This is a genomic window from Corynebacterium sp. TAE3-ERU12, from assembly GCF_019209905.1.
Lineage (GTDB): Bacteria > Actinomycetota > Actinomycetes > Mycobacteriales > Mycobacteriaceae > Corynebacterium.
The window spans coordinates 688502-703948 of sequence record NZ_JAHUTM010000001.1 but is presented as its reverse complement, the minus strand read 5'-3'; the positions used below and the strand labels follow the sequence as shown (position 1 = coordinate 703948).

The window sequence follows — 15447 nt, the reverse complement described above, 5'->3', positions numbered from 1 at the left end:
CAGCACCGGGCCCATGGATTATCCACCGAGACCCGTCGACGCCGCACCATTCGATGACTGACGATTCATAGGACATTTAGCCCACCGCCAGCATCTGTGCGTGCTGCGCTGCCCGAGCCCGCTCACGACGGATCGCCTCATCCATGTTCATCACTTGGTAATGCACATGAACCTCCTGTCCTGCTTGGTTCGCCGCTATATGGGCCGTCTGCTGCATGGGCTGTCGGACGGCGTACGCCGCCTGGTTGACACCATCCGGGGTTCCGATTCCCAACACGCTCGGGCCGAAATCAATCTCAGTCGCCCGGATAGTGTCCTCACCGGCGTGCACCATGCGGATACCCGCCTCAGTCACCTGTCCGGCCAGTTCAGCTGCGACCATGGAGCCCGCGTCAGCCAACGCCGTGCCGCCAACATTGGCCATAGCCCCGGCTGCCGTTGTGAACGGCGACATGGTCGGCACCGCGGCACCAAGGGCGGTTAGCCCAGTCGAAGCAGCACCTACACCGGCAGTGATTGCTGCTCGGGTGGTGTTCCGTGTGGCCTGCCGTACCGCTTCGGGGGCGGCTTCTTCCAGGGCAGATCGGAAATCACCACCTGAGCGGTTCAAGGCGTCGAGGAACTCTTCGTTGCCCTGAGCGCCGTCTTCGTTGACGACGAATTCGTTCTCTGCCAACCACGCGGCAACATCGTCGTTGGCAGTTTTCCCGCCACGGCGCCTACGCGAAACCTGCCCACCATTGCCGTACCCAGCGGTAGTCGGCCACTTTTCCTGAGGTCCGCCGTATCGGGATACGACCCAGCCAAGTGCGGCAACGATGTTGGCCAAGGGGTCGGTGCGGTCATTCGGTAGGCCACGGTTAGCCTCTGGGTACTGCTTTCGCATGGCGTTGAATGTGGCACCAATAACCTGCAGTAGCCCCACAGAGGGGTCACCGCGCATAGCGTTGATATCCGAATCGTTGCGCGCGTTCGGATCCCCACCCGATTCGATATCGATCTGTTGGATGGTGACGTTCGCGTCGGACTCGGGTAGTCCCATGCGCTGCAGGGCGTTAAGTACTACAGGTCGCCACTGCTCAGCGCCGGCATCCGGGTCATACTCACCGACAGCAGGCGAAGATGACATCGAGGGGGTAGCAACGCTATGTGAGCTCGAACCAACGGAGTCAGCGGTGGACGACTCATGCTCCCGTTCTTCCTCAGCCCGGCGGTTACGTTCCTCGACAGCAGACTTGAGCTTGAACCCCGCTCGTGCGTACGACGGCATTTCATCGCTCAGGCCAAACACATCGAGAGCATCACCAAGGTACGAGCTGGTGGTGTTCTTAATCCACTCTTTCGTGCCTTCTCCTACGGTCTCCCCGACCCAGTCAGACCACCGCTGCGGAGTGGGCCCCTCCGAGGTTGAACCAGTAGAGCCAGCAGAGCCGTAGGTGATTTCCTCCGTCTCGGATGTTTCAGAGGAGGAGTCCGGACTGCCGTAGGTAGCGTTTTCGATTGTCGGTGATGGGTCAAACGGAGGAACCATCGCCGCGGGGTTCAGCGTGTAGTGGTGAGTGAACTGCGGGTCGAAAGCACCATCTCCCTTACCAACAGATGGCCCGCCCACATCCCCACCCGATTCGACGCTGACGCCGTCGATGGTGGCAGCCATATGCTCGTGGTTGACGCCAACTACAAACGGCCCGTCGCTACCGGGCTTAAACCCGGGCCACTGTCCGGCCAGCATCGTGTGGGTGGTTCCCATACGGCCCATCTGGTCCGGGTCTTTACCTTGGGCTGCCCATGCAGGGCGGCCTACAAAGCCCGAACAATCAGCGGCTTGACGGGCAGTGCCGCCCCACACGTAGCTACCACCGGCGGAGGCGCGGGCCTCATCGAGAGCTCGGTCAATTGCTTCGCGGCTACCCTGCTGTACCACTTCCACCCGGCCACCAGTGGCGTACGCGGGCAGCATGTCCCGCAGTCGCTGGTCATCACGATTAATCGCATCGAGCAGCGCATCGTATCGCTGGGACGAGCGTCGGTTGATGACCCACTCTCCACGGTCGACACGGGCGGTGGGCATACCGCGGCCATCCACTCCGAGGATACCGTCGGTGGTGTGCGTGCCCGGTCCGGTGACCGGCAAGCGGCCGCCGGCGGCAAACTCTCCAACTCGGCCGCCGGCGGCATGATTACCGTGGTCAGAGAACCACCGGCTAACACCGAGCACGACGTTGATCTGCTGCCCAGACCATTTAAACAACCGCTTTAGCCAATTCTCGGAGTCCACAACACCGTCCCTGATGCCCTGATTATTCAGCGTGGCGTCAGGCTCAGGGTGCTGGACATCAAGGTCATTGAGCTGCATCTTCGACACATTTACGCCAGCATCCAGCAACCCGTGCTCAAGGTCTGCGTGTGGCTCAGGGCTCATCGCCGCTAGTGTGTTCAACTCGCCGACGGATACTTCTTTGCCTGCGAGCAGCTTGTCGATAATTAGCTGCGCTTGTGGCGACGGATGCTCGAGGTTCAGCGCATCGAGAACACCCTTAGCCTGCGAAGCCGAAATACGCATCGGCGTATCGTCGAGAAACACCGTCGGGTTAATCGGCATCCCACCCAAATCGGCAGCCAACAAAGCCAGCTGCTGCAAATCTTCGCGAGCCTCCTCGTCCTGGGCGGTAACCTTAACGTTTCCGTCCGGCAATTCCTCGACCTCATAGCCGAGGTCCTTGAGCCGTGCGAGAGCGTCTTCAGTGAGAGGATCGACCTCGATGGACTTGCCTTCCGGGACATTGTCCAGCGCTCCAGCCACCTTCACCAGCTGTTGCGTTGTCTCATCTGCGCCATCGAGGTTGACCAGGGTATCAATAGTTTTCGGGACCAGACCAAAGGACTTGATGAGCGTGGCCATCTCCTCGTCGGTGAGATGGAACTGAGACTGCAGTTCCTCGAGCTGCGGGCCCATGAGCTCGAAAATTTTGCCTGTATCACCACCGTTGACAGCGACATTCTCGAGTTCTGACCGCATCTCCGACAACGAATCGGATAGAGCACGGGCGTTCGCGTTCGCGGGGTCTAACTTGCCTGCTGCATCGAACATGGCGTCACCCAACCCGGCGCTCTCATCAATCGCGCCAGCAGCTTTATCCGAAAGCTCCTCCACAGCCTCGGCGGCGTCCATCATGGCCACCTCCGCATCCTTGGGGGCCAAACCAAGAGCCTGCATCACAGTCTCGAGCGAAGAGAGCTTATCCTCTGCGCTGGAGCCTGCTTCGGCGAGGGTGTTGACAGCGTCAGATGCCTGAACAAACGCGGGGTCAAGGCGCTGGGCCGCCTTAACCATGTCGTCGACCTTCGCACGTGCTGCTTCAAGCTCATCTGCGGCGTGGTTACCTGCGTCGCCGGAATTCCGTAGGCGTGCAATCAGCCGGTCAAACTCCGGACCGCCCTTAGCGACGATGTCGTTGAGGCTATCCATCGGGATACCAAGGTCCTCAGCGGCGCCCTCGAGCGCCTCATACGACTCATGCAAGCGCTTCTGCTTTTCCGTGGCTTCAACCGCGGCTTTCCCGGATTCGTTGAAGAACCCCGGGACGTGGCTCAGAGCCTGATCAAGCCCCAACGTAGCTTGTTCCATGTTCTCCATAACGCTAAGAGACCGAGAGCCCTCTTCTATAAAGCCCGCCATCTCACCGCGGACAACCTTTGCCGCCAGAGCAAGGCCTTCTTCGCTAAGCGCACCGGTTGTGCCAGCAACCGCACCCCGCAGCTCCTCTTGAGCTTCCGCACCCTCACGCACCGCCTGCGTCATGCGATCATGCGCGGCCTTCGCTGCAGCAACAGCAGCCTTTTCCGAACTGATGAGCGCCGTTACAGCAACTAGTCCAACCGTCAGCGGACCACCCATAGCAGCTACCAGTCCACCCACACCTGTCTTCACCAGATTGAACCCGCCAGCAGCAGTCTTCGTGGCACTGCCCAGATTGACGAATCCCGGTGCTGTATCTGTGAGGTACTTCGCGGCGACAGCCGTGCGAGAAACTTCTGGGTGGGCACGCCGAAAAGCCGTGAACTGCGAACCCAGCTCAGCAGCATTAGTTGCCGCGGCCTTCAGGGGAGCAGTCGCTTGCGAGACTCGGTCCAGTAGTGCCGGGACGGTCTTGAACCCAGTCCAGGCAGCCACAGCGGCCGCCACCAGTCCCGGGTGGTCGGCCATCAGGTCTGACACCAACTCAAGGGGCGGCGTCAGCGCTTGCGCAGCCGCGCCCGCGCCTTCCAGGACTGTTAGGAACAGGTTCCAGCCGCTCACACCAAGAGCTGCGCTGGCCTCACCTAGCGCGGAGGCGATGTTTCCCAGCGTCGGGCCTAAACCAGCCGCTGCGGCACCCAGCTCCGAGAAAACATCCGCTGTCCGGGCAACCGTGCCGGACTTCGCGAAAGATTCGAACAGCGCACCTGCCTGGGCCGCCATGCGCCCCATCGCCGGGACGATATCCTTCTCCAGCCGGGAGCTGAAGGCATCCATGACCGGTCCAGCAGCGTCATTCATGCTGTCTAGTGCATTTGTGATGCCGCCAAAAGCGCCTGCAGCTTGGTCGAAAAATGGTCCAGCTAGCGTGGCGCCCAACCTTCCGGCCGCAGCGCCCATATTTTTGAACGCGCCGGACACCGTCTCGCCGGCCGCCAGAGCTGCTCCGGACATGCCGCGTTCCATCGCGGACTGGAAAGTCTCGAAGTCAATCTGTCCCTTCGAGACCATATCCGAGACCTCCTGCGAGGTCTTGCCCAACTCTTCTCCGAGCAGCTGCAGTACCGGTACACCGCGAGACATGATCTGCAACATGTCGTCGCCCTGGAGCTTTCCTCGGGCCATGACAGACCCGAAGATAACGCTCATATCGTTCAGGTTGGTTCCAGCTATCGTGGCAGTATCACCCATGATTTTCAGGGTGCGTTCCAAGTCCTTACCGGGCTTCACACCAGACGCAACAGCACCTGCTGCAGCCGATGCGGCTTCCTCGAGACCAAAGGACGTGCCCTTTACAGACGCGAGAGCATTCTTCATGATGGCACTGACATCGGACGCGGAATGGCCAAGCCCCTTGAGCTTCGCCTCCGCCTGTTCGATGCTGTTTAATCGTCCGAGGCCCTTTGCCAGGCCAGCACCAAGCGCACCGCCGGCAGCAATACCTGCTCCGATGGCAGACTTCTTCAGCACGCTGCTCATGCCCGTGGCGAGCTTCGAGCCCATACCCCTGCCTGTGGACTCAGCAGACTTATCTACTCCACTCAAGGCCTTCTTTACCCCGGGAGCGATTTTCGAGGTCTCAGGCACGATAGAGACGTAGTACGCGGACAACTCGGCCATGGAGACCTCCTATAAAGAGCTATTTTGTTCTCGCTGCCACCGCAGCTCGTAGCTGAGCCGCGGTGTATTTCGGTCGTTCTGGTTTTCTCTCCTCCACCAGCGGCACTAGGGCTTCCCGGACTGCGTTTCCGGGGTCGCGTTTCCAGCGGTCGACGAGGAACCACAAATCCCGCCACGTCAGTCCGGGCCCTAGTTCGTCCAGACTGCGGCCAATTTTGATGAGCTCGTACCGTAGAGCCCCCTCCAGGCCAGGCAGTTCTAGGAATTGGAGGAGGCCTTGGATTCCCCCAGAGTCTTAGCGAAGTCCGTATCGGAGTTCTGCCAAGCCAGCCATACCTGCACCACTTCGCCTTCAGGGCGTGCAAGGACATTTTTTGCTATGTCTTTGTCCACGAGCTTTTTGAACAGGTATTCAAGCTGCTCATCAAGGCTTACAGTGGGCTTCTTCTCCTTCAACCGCTTCTCGTTCTCACGGTCAGTCCAGGACCGCATCCCGGACATGGTCGGCCGGTCGATAAACGAAAGCAGCGGCAGGTGGAACGTTTCAATTCCGAATTCATCAGGGAATTCGATAGTGACTTGGGTCTCAGGGACACCGGCGGGAATGATTCGTGTGGAGTACAAGGGGCCTCCTGGGCCATAACGTTGTGCGGCCACGCTATGGGGCGTAAGGCACCCACATAGCGTGGCCGGATTGTCAGATGAGAGGGTTACTCGTCGCCGACAGTGTCGGACGAGGCCTCACCGTCATCACGAAGCTCGAGGACGTAACCGCCCTTGAGTTCATCAGTCACCGGCTTAAACGTCTTGATAGTGATCTGATGCCGGGTGACGTCGCTATGCACGTCCTTGATTTCCGACACATTCGCGACGCGACCACGCTCTACGACATAAGTCTTTGACTTGTCGCCGTAGACGCTCTTCACGACAAACGAGGACAACGGCAGCTGCTGCTCAGTGTGATAGACGGTGCGCTGTACACCGTGCTCCGCGGTGGCCTCGGTCTTCTTCACCGCATGGTCACCGAAGGTAGTCTTCAGCACCGCGTCATTATCGTCCTCAAGCAAGGTGAGAACGATAGTTTCGTCGTACGACTCCTGCACGTCGATGAAGGTACCGCCTCCGAACATTTTAATGTCCGAGGTGTTGCGCTCATTCGAGACGGCAATACCGTCGTCACCGACGGCACCGTGGTCTTCAAACGCCGCGTCGAGTTCCTCTGTAGCACTCTTCGGCAACGGGGTACCCAGTGGGGCGCGGTAGAACACGCCACCGTCAATCGGCGGAGAACCAATAAAAGCATTTTTAACGTTCACGGTCATGGTTAGCCTCCTGTGGCTATCGAAGGCGGATTTTCAGGCCGCCAGTGAATTGGAATCGGTACCGGGTATCGGTATTCGGATCGTCTTGTCGAACCACGTTGTCGTCGTCATAAGCTCGGACAACGTCATGGGTGCGTAGGTCACGCCATGCGGCGCGAACCTGCTCGGCGAATTCTTCGGCCAACAGTTCATCGGATGCGTAGCACTCAATGAGGAACCGTGGGTCAGATGTGGCAAACGTCGATGCCCCGCCGCCGATCCGCGACACGACGATGAATTTCTCAGCCGGTTGCGCTGGCAGACGGGTGCTCACCTGTTCCCCGGTGGCTTCAGTGAGCGCCTGCACAGCAACGAGCTGCCCAGCTGGCGCTGCGGGAATTGGCATCTAGCCACCTGCCCGCAACAGTGTGTTGTTCTGAGCCTGGTCACGACGGGCACGCCAGGTGCCCGGGAACACAATCCCGCGAAACCGCGTCTTACCCTGCATCGTTGCGTACGAGTACCCCTTGCCGGCACGAGCCGCGAAAGCCGCGCAGTGTTTCGTGATTTCGGCCTGAGCCCGCGGGTCTCTACGCATCTTTTCGAATGTGCTGAGGTTCCATTTCAGGGTTCCCATCAAGCGTCCTCCCATGCCACATGCGCCCACACGCCCGGCGCGAATAGCTCCTTGGTGATGACTGCTTGCTGGTCTTCGAAGACCGCTAAGGCGCCGTCCTCGAGGCCGAATGAACCTGCGGTAATGCTCTTTCGCTGGTTATCGCCGTACAGGATTACGAGGTTGCGTTTTGTCACTGGATTCTCCTCAGGTCGACCAGTTCTCGGTTTGGGCTCCACCATGGGCCGTTATCCCAATTCGCGGGTCTCCCGTTCACGACGAATCGGGAGTCGCCGAGCTGCGGGGCTGTTACCTCATCGTCGGCGGTGAAGGCTCCTGTCTCCGCAATGATTCGGGCGTCAATAGTTTCGCGTTTGTGCCCGGCGATTTGGGATTCGTCGGCGGTGGGTACCCATACCGCAAAGACCAAGACTTCGTCTGTGGTCTCGATGTTTGTGGCATTGCCGAGTGGCCCAGGTGGTCCATGTGCTGAGCGATGGCGTAGCACCGGCACGGTTAATGGGAAGTGTTCGGTCATCGCCGTCCCCGTGGTTCTGTGCCGTCTGGGCCGTTGACCCACACCCCCGCCAGCGGTGGGGTTGTTTTATCGACGGTCATGTCGATGCCCACATGTCGGGGTTTAGCACCGTTGAGCAGTGCCTTGTGTGCTGGGGTGAGCTGCATGATGCCGCTGATGGTCTCCGACCCGTAGGTAACTGAGTCCGTGAAATCGCCGGCTGTTTGGGAGCGTTGCCGGATTCCGTTGGGGTTCCGTAGGGCCTGGATAGTCAGCTGCGTGGTGACGTAAACCAGGCGGGCACGCCAGGTGCCGTCTGGGTCGTCGGTTAACCGTTCTTGTAGCGACGGGAACTCTGCGAAAATCAGGGTTTCTGCATCATCTATCCACGCTTGGATGACTGCGGACGATGGCAAATCCTCCGATCCCAGCCACCGCGACCGCACGTCTTCTGGTGACGTCCATGTGGCATCAGGCATAACGCCTCCTAGCGTTTCTTCGCCGTAGCGGCCTTCTTTGTCCGAGACTTCGACTCGTCGTCGGTCTTCGTTGCAGCTTCTTCCATCTCAGGGATGCCCACCTCGGTCCAGCCGAGACTCTGCAACGCGGCTACACCATCGGCCGGCACGTCATGAACAGTGCTATCAGGCGCTTGGAGGAGCATTATTCGGCCTCCGCCGGAGTGAGGACACCCGCCGGGTAGCGAGAGTCGGCGTCGCCGATGCGGGTCATGGGGTTGGCTACCTGGAAGCCGACACGGAAGACAACGCGGAGCGCCTTCATGTCCTGCTGCATCAGGTTCACCAGCACCTTGCCGGAGTCATCGGTGATGACGCCTTCTCGGAACAGGTCGAAGGTGATGTCCTGTCGGACACCGACGACGAATTTTGTCCAGTCCGCGGCTAACAGCTCGGCGGCCTCGGCGTTCCACGCACCGTTGTTGACCTCATTGAGCGGGAAGCCGTAAAGGGACTGCGGCTGGCCCGGCGCGAGTGCGGGGCTGTAGAGCGGTGCGCCGTTGGGGGTGCGGGAGCCGACGAGGTCCCAGTGCATGCCGGGCTTGGAGGCGAAGCCGTTGACGGCGAAGCCGTCGGCGGAGACGAGGCCTGCGAGGGCGGCGATGTCGGCGGCGATATCGGTGTTGGTGCCGCGCTTGACGACGTTTTTGGCGGTGATTGCGGCGGGGACAACGGCGGTGGGCCAGGATTCGGGCTTATCAGTGCCGAATAGGGCTGCGGTGTCGACCTTCTTACCGATTGCTTCGACGAGCAGTGGCTTGATTTCGTCCCAGAGGGGGACGTCGGCGTCGTCGATGAGGGCGTCGGGGATGGGGACGATGGCCGCGAGTTCCTCGGCGGTCATGGTGACGTTTTCCCATCCGGCCTTGGTGGTTTCCTTTAACCCGGTGTCGCCATTGACCCAGTAGGCGTCGGGCAGGGCGGCGAGGACCGGCTGCTTGGACTTCTTACTGGACATGGGTACGCGGCGGGCGCGGGAAAGCACCGTGGACTGCGTCTCGGCGGTCTTGAGGATTTCCTTGGATACCTGGTCAGGCAGTAGGGCGTCGGAGACGTCCGCTCGGCCGACCACGTTGTTGAACTGGGGCATGATGGCTCCTTTTCTTATCGGCCGCGCAGTGCGTCGCGCAGCCAGTTGTTGTCGTCAATGACCGGCGTATTGCCGGCGTTTTCCCCCGGCACTCTGGGTGCGTGGGGTATGGCCTCCTCGATGGCGGCTTTACGTTCGGTATCGATGAGGGCTCGCAGCGCCTGGGCGTGCTGCTCGATGTCCTCGGCGGTGGCGCCGTGCACGAGGTCTGCCGGCACGTTGTGCTCGCTGGCTGCCTTAGTGCGGGCGGTGTCGAGGACAATGCGTTGGTTCTCTGCCTCCAGGGCAGCGATACGTTCCTGCGCCTTTTCCTGCTCGGTTTTCGTTGCTTCCTCGGCGGCGCGGGCTTTGTCTGCCAAGGGGCGTAGCTCGTTGCGTTGGGTGCGGTACCGGGCTGCTTCCCGACGGACCTTGTCCAGTTCCTTCTTGTAGTCCTCCAGGGACATCTCCGAGTTCTTATCGCTAGGCGACGCCTCGGAGTCAGTACTGTTGGCCTGGGTTTCCTCCCGGCCGGTGGTCTCGTCGGCGGAGTCGGCGGAATCAGGGGTGGTCGAGGGGTCCATAGTGCTCCTCCTGGGAGTGAGATGGGCATAACAAAACCCCGCCACCCAAACCGGGTGCGGGGTTAGTGGAAGACCAGGGAATCGAACCCTGTCGGTGCTGCGCCTCCTACTAGGCGGGGTCTTCCATGACGAAGCCCGGCCCCCTGCAGAACAGGAGGGCCGGGCGTGACAGGCGTGCCGACGGTGGCGGCTAACCAGAGCTATCGGTGTTCTTAGCGCTATTGGCCCGGATTCTTTCCACGAACTCGGGCATGACTCCCACAACGTCGTGTTCTAGAGCCCGGTCCAACACCTCGTCAGACAGCGTCAAGCCTTCACAGGCGCACTCCTCCACGAGCTCAAAAAGAGTGTAGGACCAACTCGGACTATTACCCCGATAGGTAACGGCGTAATTGATATCGGCTTCAATGCCCTCGCTGTGAGGCTGGTCGAGGATCTCCAGCACGATAGCCTTATAAATAGCGTTGACCTCGATATCAGGATCATCCGGACCGTCGATCTCCTCAGGCCACAAATCGATATCGGATATATCGATCTTCAACACGGCTAACACACCTCCTCTAATCCAAATCGACCCGACGGAACTTCTTGTCCCCCGCCTTATCTGTTGTGGCCGGGCGTTTACTACCGTCTGCTCCTATCGATACTACCCCGTCACCACGCACCGGGTGGGTATGAATGAACTTTGGTTTCCCGTTGACGTGAGTCCATTTAGCCTCGACGGTAACCTCGTTGCCGTCCTCATCTCGGAAGGTTTTGCGCACCACACGCGAAGCACGTGACTTGTTAACTGGGATGTATTCATCCGGGTCTTCGATGGTGTCGCGTACCGCGTCCGCTATCTTCTGGTCCGACCAGGATTTCGGGAACAATGTAGCGCCACGTCGTGTAGACCCGTACCGGTGTCCCTTACGCAAATCCCTGGTATGCGCCGCACGGTCCGTGTTATCAGTCCACTTTCCCTGAGGGGGCATCTCCCGGTCATCAGTCCACCCAAACAACACATGAGGCACTGCTTTATCCAGGTCGGGTAAGTCTTCGCGCTTTCCGAAGACTCGAGTTGTCCCATCCCCTCGGTAGGTGGGTTTCCGCAACCCCGGCACCGGCGGCCACAACAGCGCAGAGTCTCCAGTACGCCGACGACGCTCGTCGAAAATCACACGCCGCCACAGCGTCTTACGTTCCGCTGGCGACATCCCATCCACCGCAACCCTGCTATCCCACATGTCCCGAAGCTGCCTGTTAACAGGCGGCAACCCCGCAAAGGGGTCCTCGTCGGTGGCTTGTGGCGCCTCAATCCCCAAGCATCGACAGTTGTCGTGATATTTCGACATATCCGACATGGTCACCTTGTCCCGGGAGTACACCGCACCACGAGAGGCCAACATCAGACAGAAAGAGCACGCCCCGGGTTCTGGTATGCGGGCATACCTCGTACCGTCACGTTTGGTGTTCTTTTCAACGGTTTGACGGGCCGGTTGCAGCACGAGCCGAGCAATAGCCCCCTCTAGCTTGCGACGAATCAATGCCCGATTCATCAATCCGTCTTCGATGCTGGAGTGCACGGCCCATCGAAGCGTCCCACGCAGCTGCTGAACCTTCGCAACTTCCGCTGCTTCTGGGGTTGGTAAGAACATCAGCTCATCTTCCAAGCTTCTGTTCAAAATCAACGTGTCCACAGCCGTATACGCCGCTTCTTCCCCGTATGCCTGCGTGATGACTGTAAAAGGCTCTTCCATGTAATTAATCAGCTGGTCCGGGTCCTTGCCGTATCGGTTTTTCGCGGTCCACCAGTCAAGAAGGTCAGCGCGGGCTAAGAACACCAAATCGTCGAGTTGCCGCTTGTAATCGTCAAATGCGCCCACGCAGCACCTCCTCTACAAGACGCCCTCCATGCTCAAATGCTCTACGTCATCGGCGCCGTCCGATTCGGCCCCACCCGGGCCATCCACCGCCGCTGGCTCTGTGACCCGCGAAATCGAGCTACGCATGGTCGATATCCGCTCAACCGAACGCTGCTGCGCCGCCGCTACCCTCAGGCGACTAATCGTGGCTTGGTCGTAACCCAGCAGCTCCCAGGTCACCTCCGACATCTTCGGCAGAACCCCGGCCGCCACCAGCGCCATAACCGACTGGGCATTAGCCGCCTTCGTCGGGGTCGCCGGGTCACGCCACTGCACCTGCAGGTGCCGCATATCAGGGTCAGCCGAGCCATCACGCACCGACTGAGCCAGGGCCATCACCCGTGCCCAGGCATGCCCATAACCGGTCTGCGCACGTTCAGCGACGGTGATGAGGTCGGCCTCGGCCGCGCGAATCGCGTCAGCCGACGACGGGTTGTCATGCACGATGCCGAGGTAGTTCAGCGGAATGCTCGTCTCACCGCTGAACAGCGACGCTGTTGCCCGCAACTGCTCAATATGCGGCTGCGGAGAGGATGAGGAAAACTCCCCCATCTGCGGCAAATCACCGTTCTCATCCCGCCCGAGGGCGAGGAACCGGTTCAAGTAGGTCTTGAACGAGTCGTCGAAATCGTCCCCCACGACGCCGAGAGCGTAGCGCTGCGGGAAGCTGAAGAACTCAGCGGTGGCCTCCATCCGCAACAGGGTGCGTGCGGCCGAGTCGGTCAAGTCCATGACTGTGTTGGTAATGCGAGGCACCCCGAACTCCCTCTCGAGGTGTGGCCGGAACGACATCATCTCCATCGGCACCCGCCCCAGGCGGTGCGGCGACCGAATCAGATTCCACTGATTGTCGGTGTTAGTCAGTGTGACTGTGCGGTCCGGCAACCACATCGTGAGAGCTTTCTCATCGTCACTGTTGTTCACCGTCAGACCCGCGGTTATGCACCGCCGCCGACGCGACCACAACGCCGTGGCCTCACGAGCAGACCGAGCTGCAATAACCACCGGAGGTTCTCCTTCGGCGGTGTCGCCGGCAGAGACCGTGACGAATGCGGTGCCATGGATGAGGGAGGCGGTATGCGTCATCGACGCCGTGACTGAGAGGTCGTTGTCCTCCCAGATATCAGCGAGGCCAGCATCACGGTCAGCGGAATTGGGTCGCACAAAGCCCATGATGTTCAACCGGTGCTCGAGTGTGGTCACAGCTTTCGCTGGCCATCCCAACACAGATTCCAGCTTGCCGACGTTCGGTGGCATCGCCATACCGAGCTGCCCGAGCCTATGCAGGTAATGCGCTCCCAGGTAGTACTCGGTGCGCCGGTTATTCGCCCGCTGGTGACTGGCGAACTGGGAGACCAGGCGCCGCAGCGTGGCTTCCTCGGTCGCCTCTAGCCCGATGGTCGAGGGAAGCGTCAAAGCACCATTCATTAGTTCAGTAACCTCGCTCCCCGCGCCGTTGCTGTACTGACCTTGGTGCTGCGCAACACCAAGGTCCGTCCCATACGGGCCCCAATCATCGTGACCGCATAATCGACCAGGTGCTTCGATGACCGGTTTGTCTTACCGATGCTCACACCCCACTGGTTCGGACGCCGGCGGGCGTTGTGGACGTGCTGACGCAGCATCGGGTCACCGTCGTGAGTCAAAGTGCCCTCCTCGTCGATATCGATAGCGGTCTGCATCGCAGCCTCCGTGAACAACCTGTTGCGACGAACAGCCCCTGGCTGCGACATCCTCATGTCGAAGAGCACGGAATGTCCGCCGGCTCCTGGAGTCGCCCACACCTTCAACCGACGCGCGAAATCTCGGTGCCACTGGTCAATCGTCGGCGCCCAATACAGAGCCTCCGTGGCATCATCAACCGCCGGCGACGGGTCCACTCCGAACCACACCACCTGATAGGTCTCGAACGCTTCACGGACCACGGCATCGACGACCTCACGCGGAGCAAGCCAGCCCGACCCACGGTCACCATGCGGACGTCGCCACCCACCCAGGCTGAATACATGTCCATCAGAGAGACGACACCCAGATAGCGTCGTCGCGTCCGAGGACTTCGAACAGTCCAGGAACAACGTGACCTTCTCGCCCGGCGCGACAATTTCGTCGGGTCGTGCCAGGGCGTCGAATTTGGCGGGGTCGACCCATGCTTCCTCTGCGGCGGCGAGGCCGTTGAGGAAGAATCGGACAGTTTCTGCTGGTGAGGTTCGTAGGTCTTGGGCTTCGGCGACGATGGTGTCGATGTCGGCCCATGGGGCGTCGGAGTAGGCCTGGGTGATTCCTGTGCGGAGTTGGTCTTCGTCGGTGATGTCGAGTCCGGGTGCGGCTTCGATGGAGTCGTAGAGGATGTCGATGTGGTGTGTTTTGCCGGCGACTTGGTCTTGCCATGCGTGGAAGGCGCGTTCAGCGACGGAGTCTTGGCCCTGTTGGTGGGCGTTGGTGAGTTCGAGGGCTCGGGCCTTCACCGATGTGGGTGATTTAGCGACGTTTCGTCGGGAGACTTCGGCGATTCGGTGGCCACCCGATGATTGGGTCATGTGGTGGGTCTCGTTGAGGATGACTGCGGTTGCCGGCGAGCCCTCGGTGGAGCGTTCCGAGGCGGTGAGCAGTTCGATGCGGGAGCCTGAGGGCAGCATCGTACGGGTCATGCCGGTGTCGATACGGAGCTTGTTCTTCAGCGCCGGGGATATCATCGCGTTGGCGACGGTTAGTAGCTCGGAGGCCTGGTTGAGGGAGTTCGCGGCTATTTGCACCTTGGAAAGCCTTCGGGGTCTGCCCACTGGGTGGCCCTGGTCGTTGGTGCCGGCGAATTCCACGGGGCCGCAGAACTCCGCTAATGCGACGAAGGCACCGAAGGGGTCTTTGCCTGTTCCCTTGGCGCCGCGCTTGATGCCAGAGCGCCAATCGAAGCGGCCAGTCTTCGGGTTGATGGCCCACCACATGTGGATGAACCTCTTCTGTCCCATGGTGAAGCGCCACGGTTCGCCAGTTTGGTGATGTACGAGCCAGTGCTCACCCCAGGCGATGATTTGTGGCCCCAGTGACGGGGGCAGCAACTTCAGTCGGTTTGGGTCGGTCATCGGAAGTTCCGGGTCGCCCGGCCATGGCAGCGTTGTCCATGCGCCGGTCACAGGGTCCACCTGGTAGCCCGGCAGCAGGGCATCGTTAGCCATAGATGACCGCCGGGTTCATCTCGACGACATTGTTGGTCTCGTTTTCGGTGCCGTCGGTTCGGACGAGCTCGAGGCGCAGTCGGCGACGGGCGCCCTCCGACGTCAACAGGTTGTCCATCATGGATAGAACCTGGTTAATGGTCGCCGCGCGCGGCTTCTCCCGACTGAGTTCATCAGAAAGGATGTCAGCGGCAAGCTGGGCGTACGCCCAGTCACTCGGTTCATAGAACGCAGACTGACCCGAGTGCCTCAACGAGCGATACCACCGTTTAGCGGCAATATGCCAGGCACGGTTTTCCGCGGGCGGCTTCACCGCAGACGTGGCCACCGTGACTTTTGTCGGGCTGTTGTCCTTGTTGCGGCGGCGACGCTGGTCAGAACGCTTGGGAACAGGGCCGGGCATCGC

The 15447-nt window shown here is 60.4% G+C and carries 15 protein-coding genes; all 15 read right to left on the bottom strand.

The features are described 5' to 3' along the window. Positions 1-76: 76 nt before the first annotated feature. The 15 genes from KRX51_RS03235 to KRX51_RS03165 all read right to left on the bottom strand — a co-directional run bounded on the left by KRX51_RS03235 (position 77) and on the right by KRX51_RS03165 (position 15444). Positions 77-5359: a tape measure protein gene (locus tag KRX51_RS03235; RefSeq protein WP_218361495.1), complete on the bottom strand. Its 5283-nt coding sequence runs from the start codon at positions 5357-5359 to the stop codon at positions 77-79. Between the two features lie 258 nt (positions 5360-5617). Continuing rightward, on the bottom strand, positions 5618-5983 hold the full coding sequence (locus tag KRX51_RS03230; RefSeq protein WP_218361494.1) for a hypothetical protein: 366 nt from the start codon (positions 5981-5983) through the stop codon (positions 5618-5620). Positions 5984-6069: 86 nt separating this feature from the next. Further along, positions 6070-6681 (bottom strand): hypothetical protein, encoded by a 612-nt coding sequence (locus KRX51_RS03225; protein WP_218361493.1) that lies wholly within the window; start codon positions 6679-6681, stop codon positions 6070-6072. Positions 6682-6697: 16 nt separating this feature from the next. Next, on the bottom strand, positions 6698-7066 hold the full coding sequence (locus KRX51_RS03220; RefSeq protein WP_218361492.1) for a hypothetical protein: 369 nt from the start codon (positions 7064-7066) through the stop codon (positions 6698-6700). A 230-nt stretch (positions 7067-7296) separates the two neighbouring features. Continuing rightward, positions 7297-7473 (bottom strand): hypothetical protein, encoded by a 177-nt coding sequence (locus KRX51_RS03215; protein WP_218361491.1) that lies wholly within the window; start codon positions 7471-7473, stop codon positions 7297-7299. Then, a complete protein-coding gene (locus KRX51_RS03210; protein ID WP_218361490.1) occupies positions 7470-7814 on the bottom strand; it encodes a hypothetical protein in 345 nt (114 codons plus the stop codon). Before KRX51_RS03210 ends, KRX51_RS03215 begins: the two co-directional genes overlap by 4 nt. Continuing rightward, positions 7811-8272 (bottom strand): hypothetical protein, encoded by a 462-nt coding sequence (locus tag KRX51_RS03205; RefSeq protein ID WP_218361489.1) that lies wholly within the window; start codon positions 8270-8272, stop codon positions 7811-7813. Before KRX51_RS03205 ends, KRX51_RS03210 begins: the two co-directional genes overlap by 4 nt. An 8-nt stretch (positions 8273-8280) precedes the next feature. Further along, on the bottom strand, positions 8281-8457 hold the full coding sequence (locus KRX51_RS03200; RefSeq protein ID WP_218361488.1) for a hypothetical protein: 177 nt from the start codon (positions 8455-8457) through the stop codon (positions 8281-8283). After that, a complete protein-coding gene (locus tag KRX51_RS03195; RefSeq protein ID WP_218361487.1) occupies positions 8457-9401 on the bottom strand; it encodes a phage major capsid protein in 945 nt (314 codons plus the stop codon). The genes KRX51_RS03200 and KRX51_RS03195 overlap by 1 nt, the downstream gene beginning before the upstream one ends. A 14-nt stretch (positions 9402-9415) precedes the next feature. Next, positions 9416-9964: a hypothetical protein gene (locus KRX51_RS03190; RefSeq protein ID WP_218361486.1), complete on the bottom strand. Its 549-nt coding sequence runs from the start codon at positions 9962-9964 to the stop codon at positions 9416-9418. A 190-nt stretch (positions 9965-10154) separates the two neighbouring features. Then, positions 10155-10508: a hypothetical protein gene (locus KRX51_RS03185; protein WP_218361485.1), complete on the bottom strand. Its 354-nt coding sequence runs from the start codon at positions 10506-10508 to the stop codon at positions 10155-10157. 16 nt (positions 10509-10524) lie between these two features. After that, entirely contained in the window at positions 10525-11829 is a 1305-nt protein-coding gene (locus tag KRX51_RS03180) for a hypothetical protein (protein ID WP_218361484.1), read from the bottom strand. Positions 11830-11841: 12 nt separating this feature from the next. Further along, on the bottom strand, positions 11842-13296 hold the full coding sequence (locus KRX51_RS03175) for a phage portal protein (RefSeq protein ID WP_218361483.1): 1455 nt from the start codon (positions 13294-13296) through the stop codon (positions 11842-11844). Beyond that, the gene (locus KRX51_RS03170; RefSeq protein ID WP_218361482.1) at positions 13296-15041 is read right to left on the bottom strand and encodes a terminase; all 1746 of its coding nucleotides are present in this window, start codon (positions 15039-15041) and stop codon (positions 13296-13298) included. Before KRX51_RS03170 ends, KRX51_RS03175 begins: the two co-directional genes overlap by 1 nt. Next, the gene (locus tag KRX51_RS03165) at positions 15034-15444 is read right to left on the bottom strand and encodes a hypothetical protein (protein WP_218361481.1); all 411 of its coding nucleotides are present in this window, start codon (positions 15442-15444) and stop codon (positions 15034-15036) included. The genes KRX51_RS03170 and KRX51_RS03165 overlap by 8 nt, the downstream gene beginning before the upstream one ends. Positions 15445-15447 lie beyond the last annotated feature (3 nt).

Bases quoted from the DNA above. Each gene is read 5' to 3' on its own strand.
- KRX51_RS03235 (WP_218361495.1), bottom strand. From the start codon at position 5,359: ATGGCCGAGTTGTCCGCGTACTACGTCTCTATCGTGCCTGAGACCTCG.
- KRX51_RS03225 (WP_218361493.1), bottom strand. From the start codon at position 6,681: ATGACCGTGAACGTTAAAAATGCTTTTATTGGTTCTCCGCCGATTGAC.
- KRX51_RS03220 (WP_218361492.1), bottom strand. From the start codon at position 7,066: ATGCCAATTCCCGCAGCGCCAGCTGGGCAGCTCGTTGCTGTGCAGGCG.
- KRX51_RS03210 (WP_218361490.1), bottom strand. From the start codon at position 7,814: ATGACCGAACACTTCCCATTAACCGTGCCGGTGCTACGCCATCGCTCA.
- KRX51_RS03205 (WP_218361489.1), bottom strand. From the start codon at position 8,272: ATGCCTGATGCCACATGGACGTCACCAGAAGACGTGCGGTCGCGGTGG.
- KRX51_RS03200 (WP_218361488.1), bottom strand. From the start codon at position 8,457: ATGCTCCTCCAAGCGCCTGATAGCACTGTTCATGACGTGCCGGCCGAT.
- KRX51_RS03195 (WP_218361487.1), bottom strand. From the start codon at position 9,401: ATGCCCCAGTTCAACAACGTGGTCGGCCGAGCGGACGTCTCCGACGCC.
- KRX51_RS03190 (WP_218361486.1), bottom strand. From the start codon at position 9,964: ATGGACCCCTCGACCACCCCTGATTCCGCCGACTCCGCCGACGAGACC.
- KRX51_RS03175 (WP_218361483.1), bottom strand. From the start codon at position 13,296: ATGAATGGTGCTTTGACGCTTCCCTCGACCATCGGGCTAGAGGCGACC.
- KRX51_RS03170 (WP_218361482.1), bottom strand. From the start codon at position 15,041: ATGGCTAACGATGCCCTGCTGCCGGGCTACCAGGTGGACCCTGTGACC.
- KRX51_RS03165 (WP_218361481.1), bottom strand. From the start codon at position 15,444: ATGCCCGGCCCTGTTCCCAAGCGTTCTGACCAGCGTCGCCGCCGCAAC.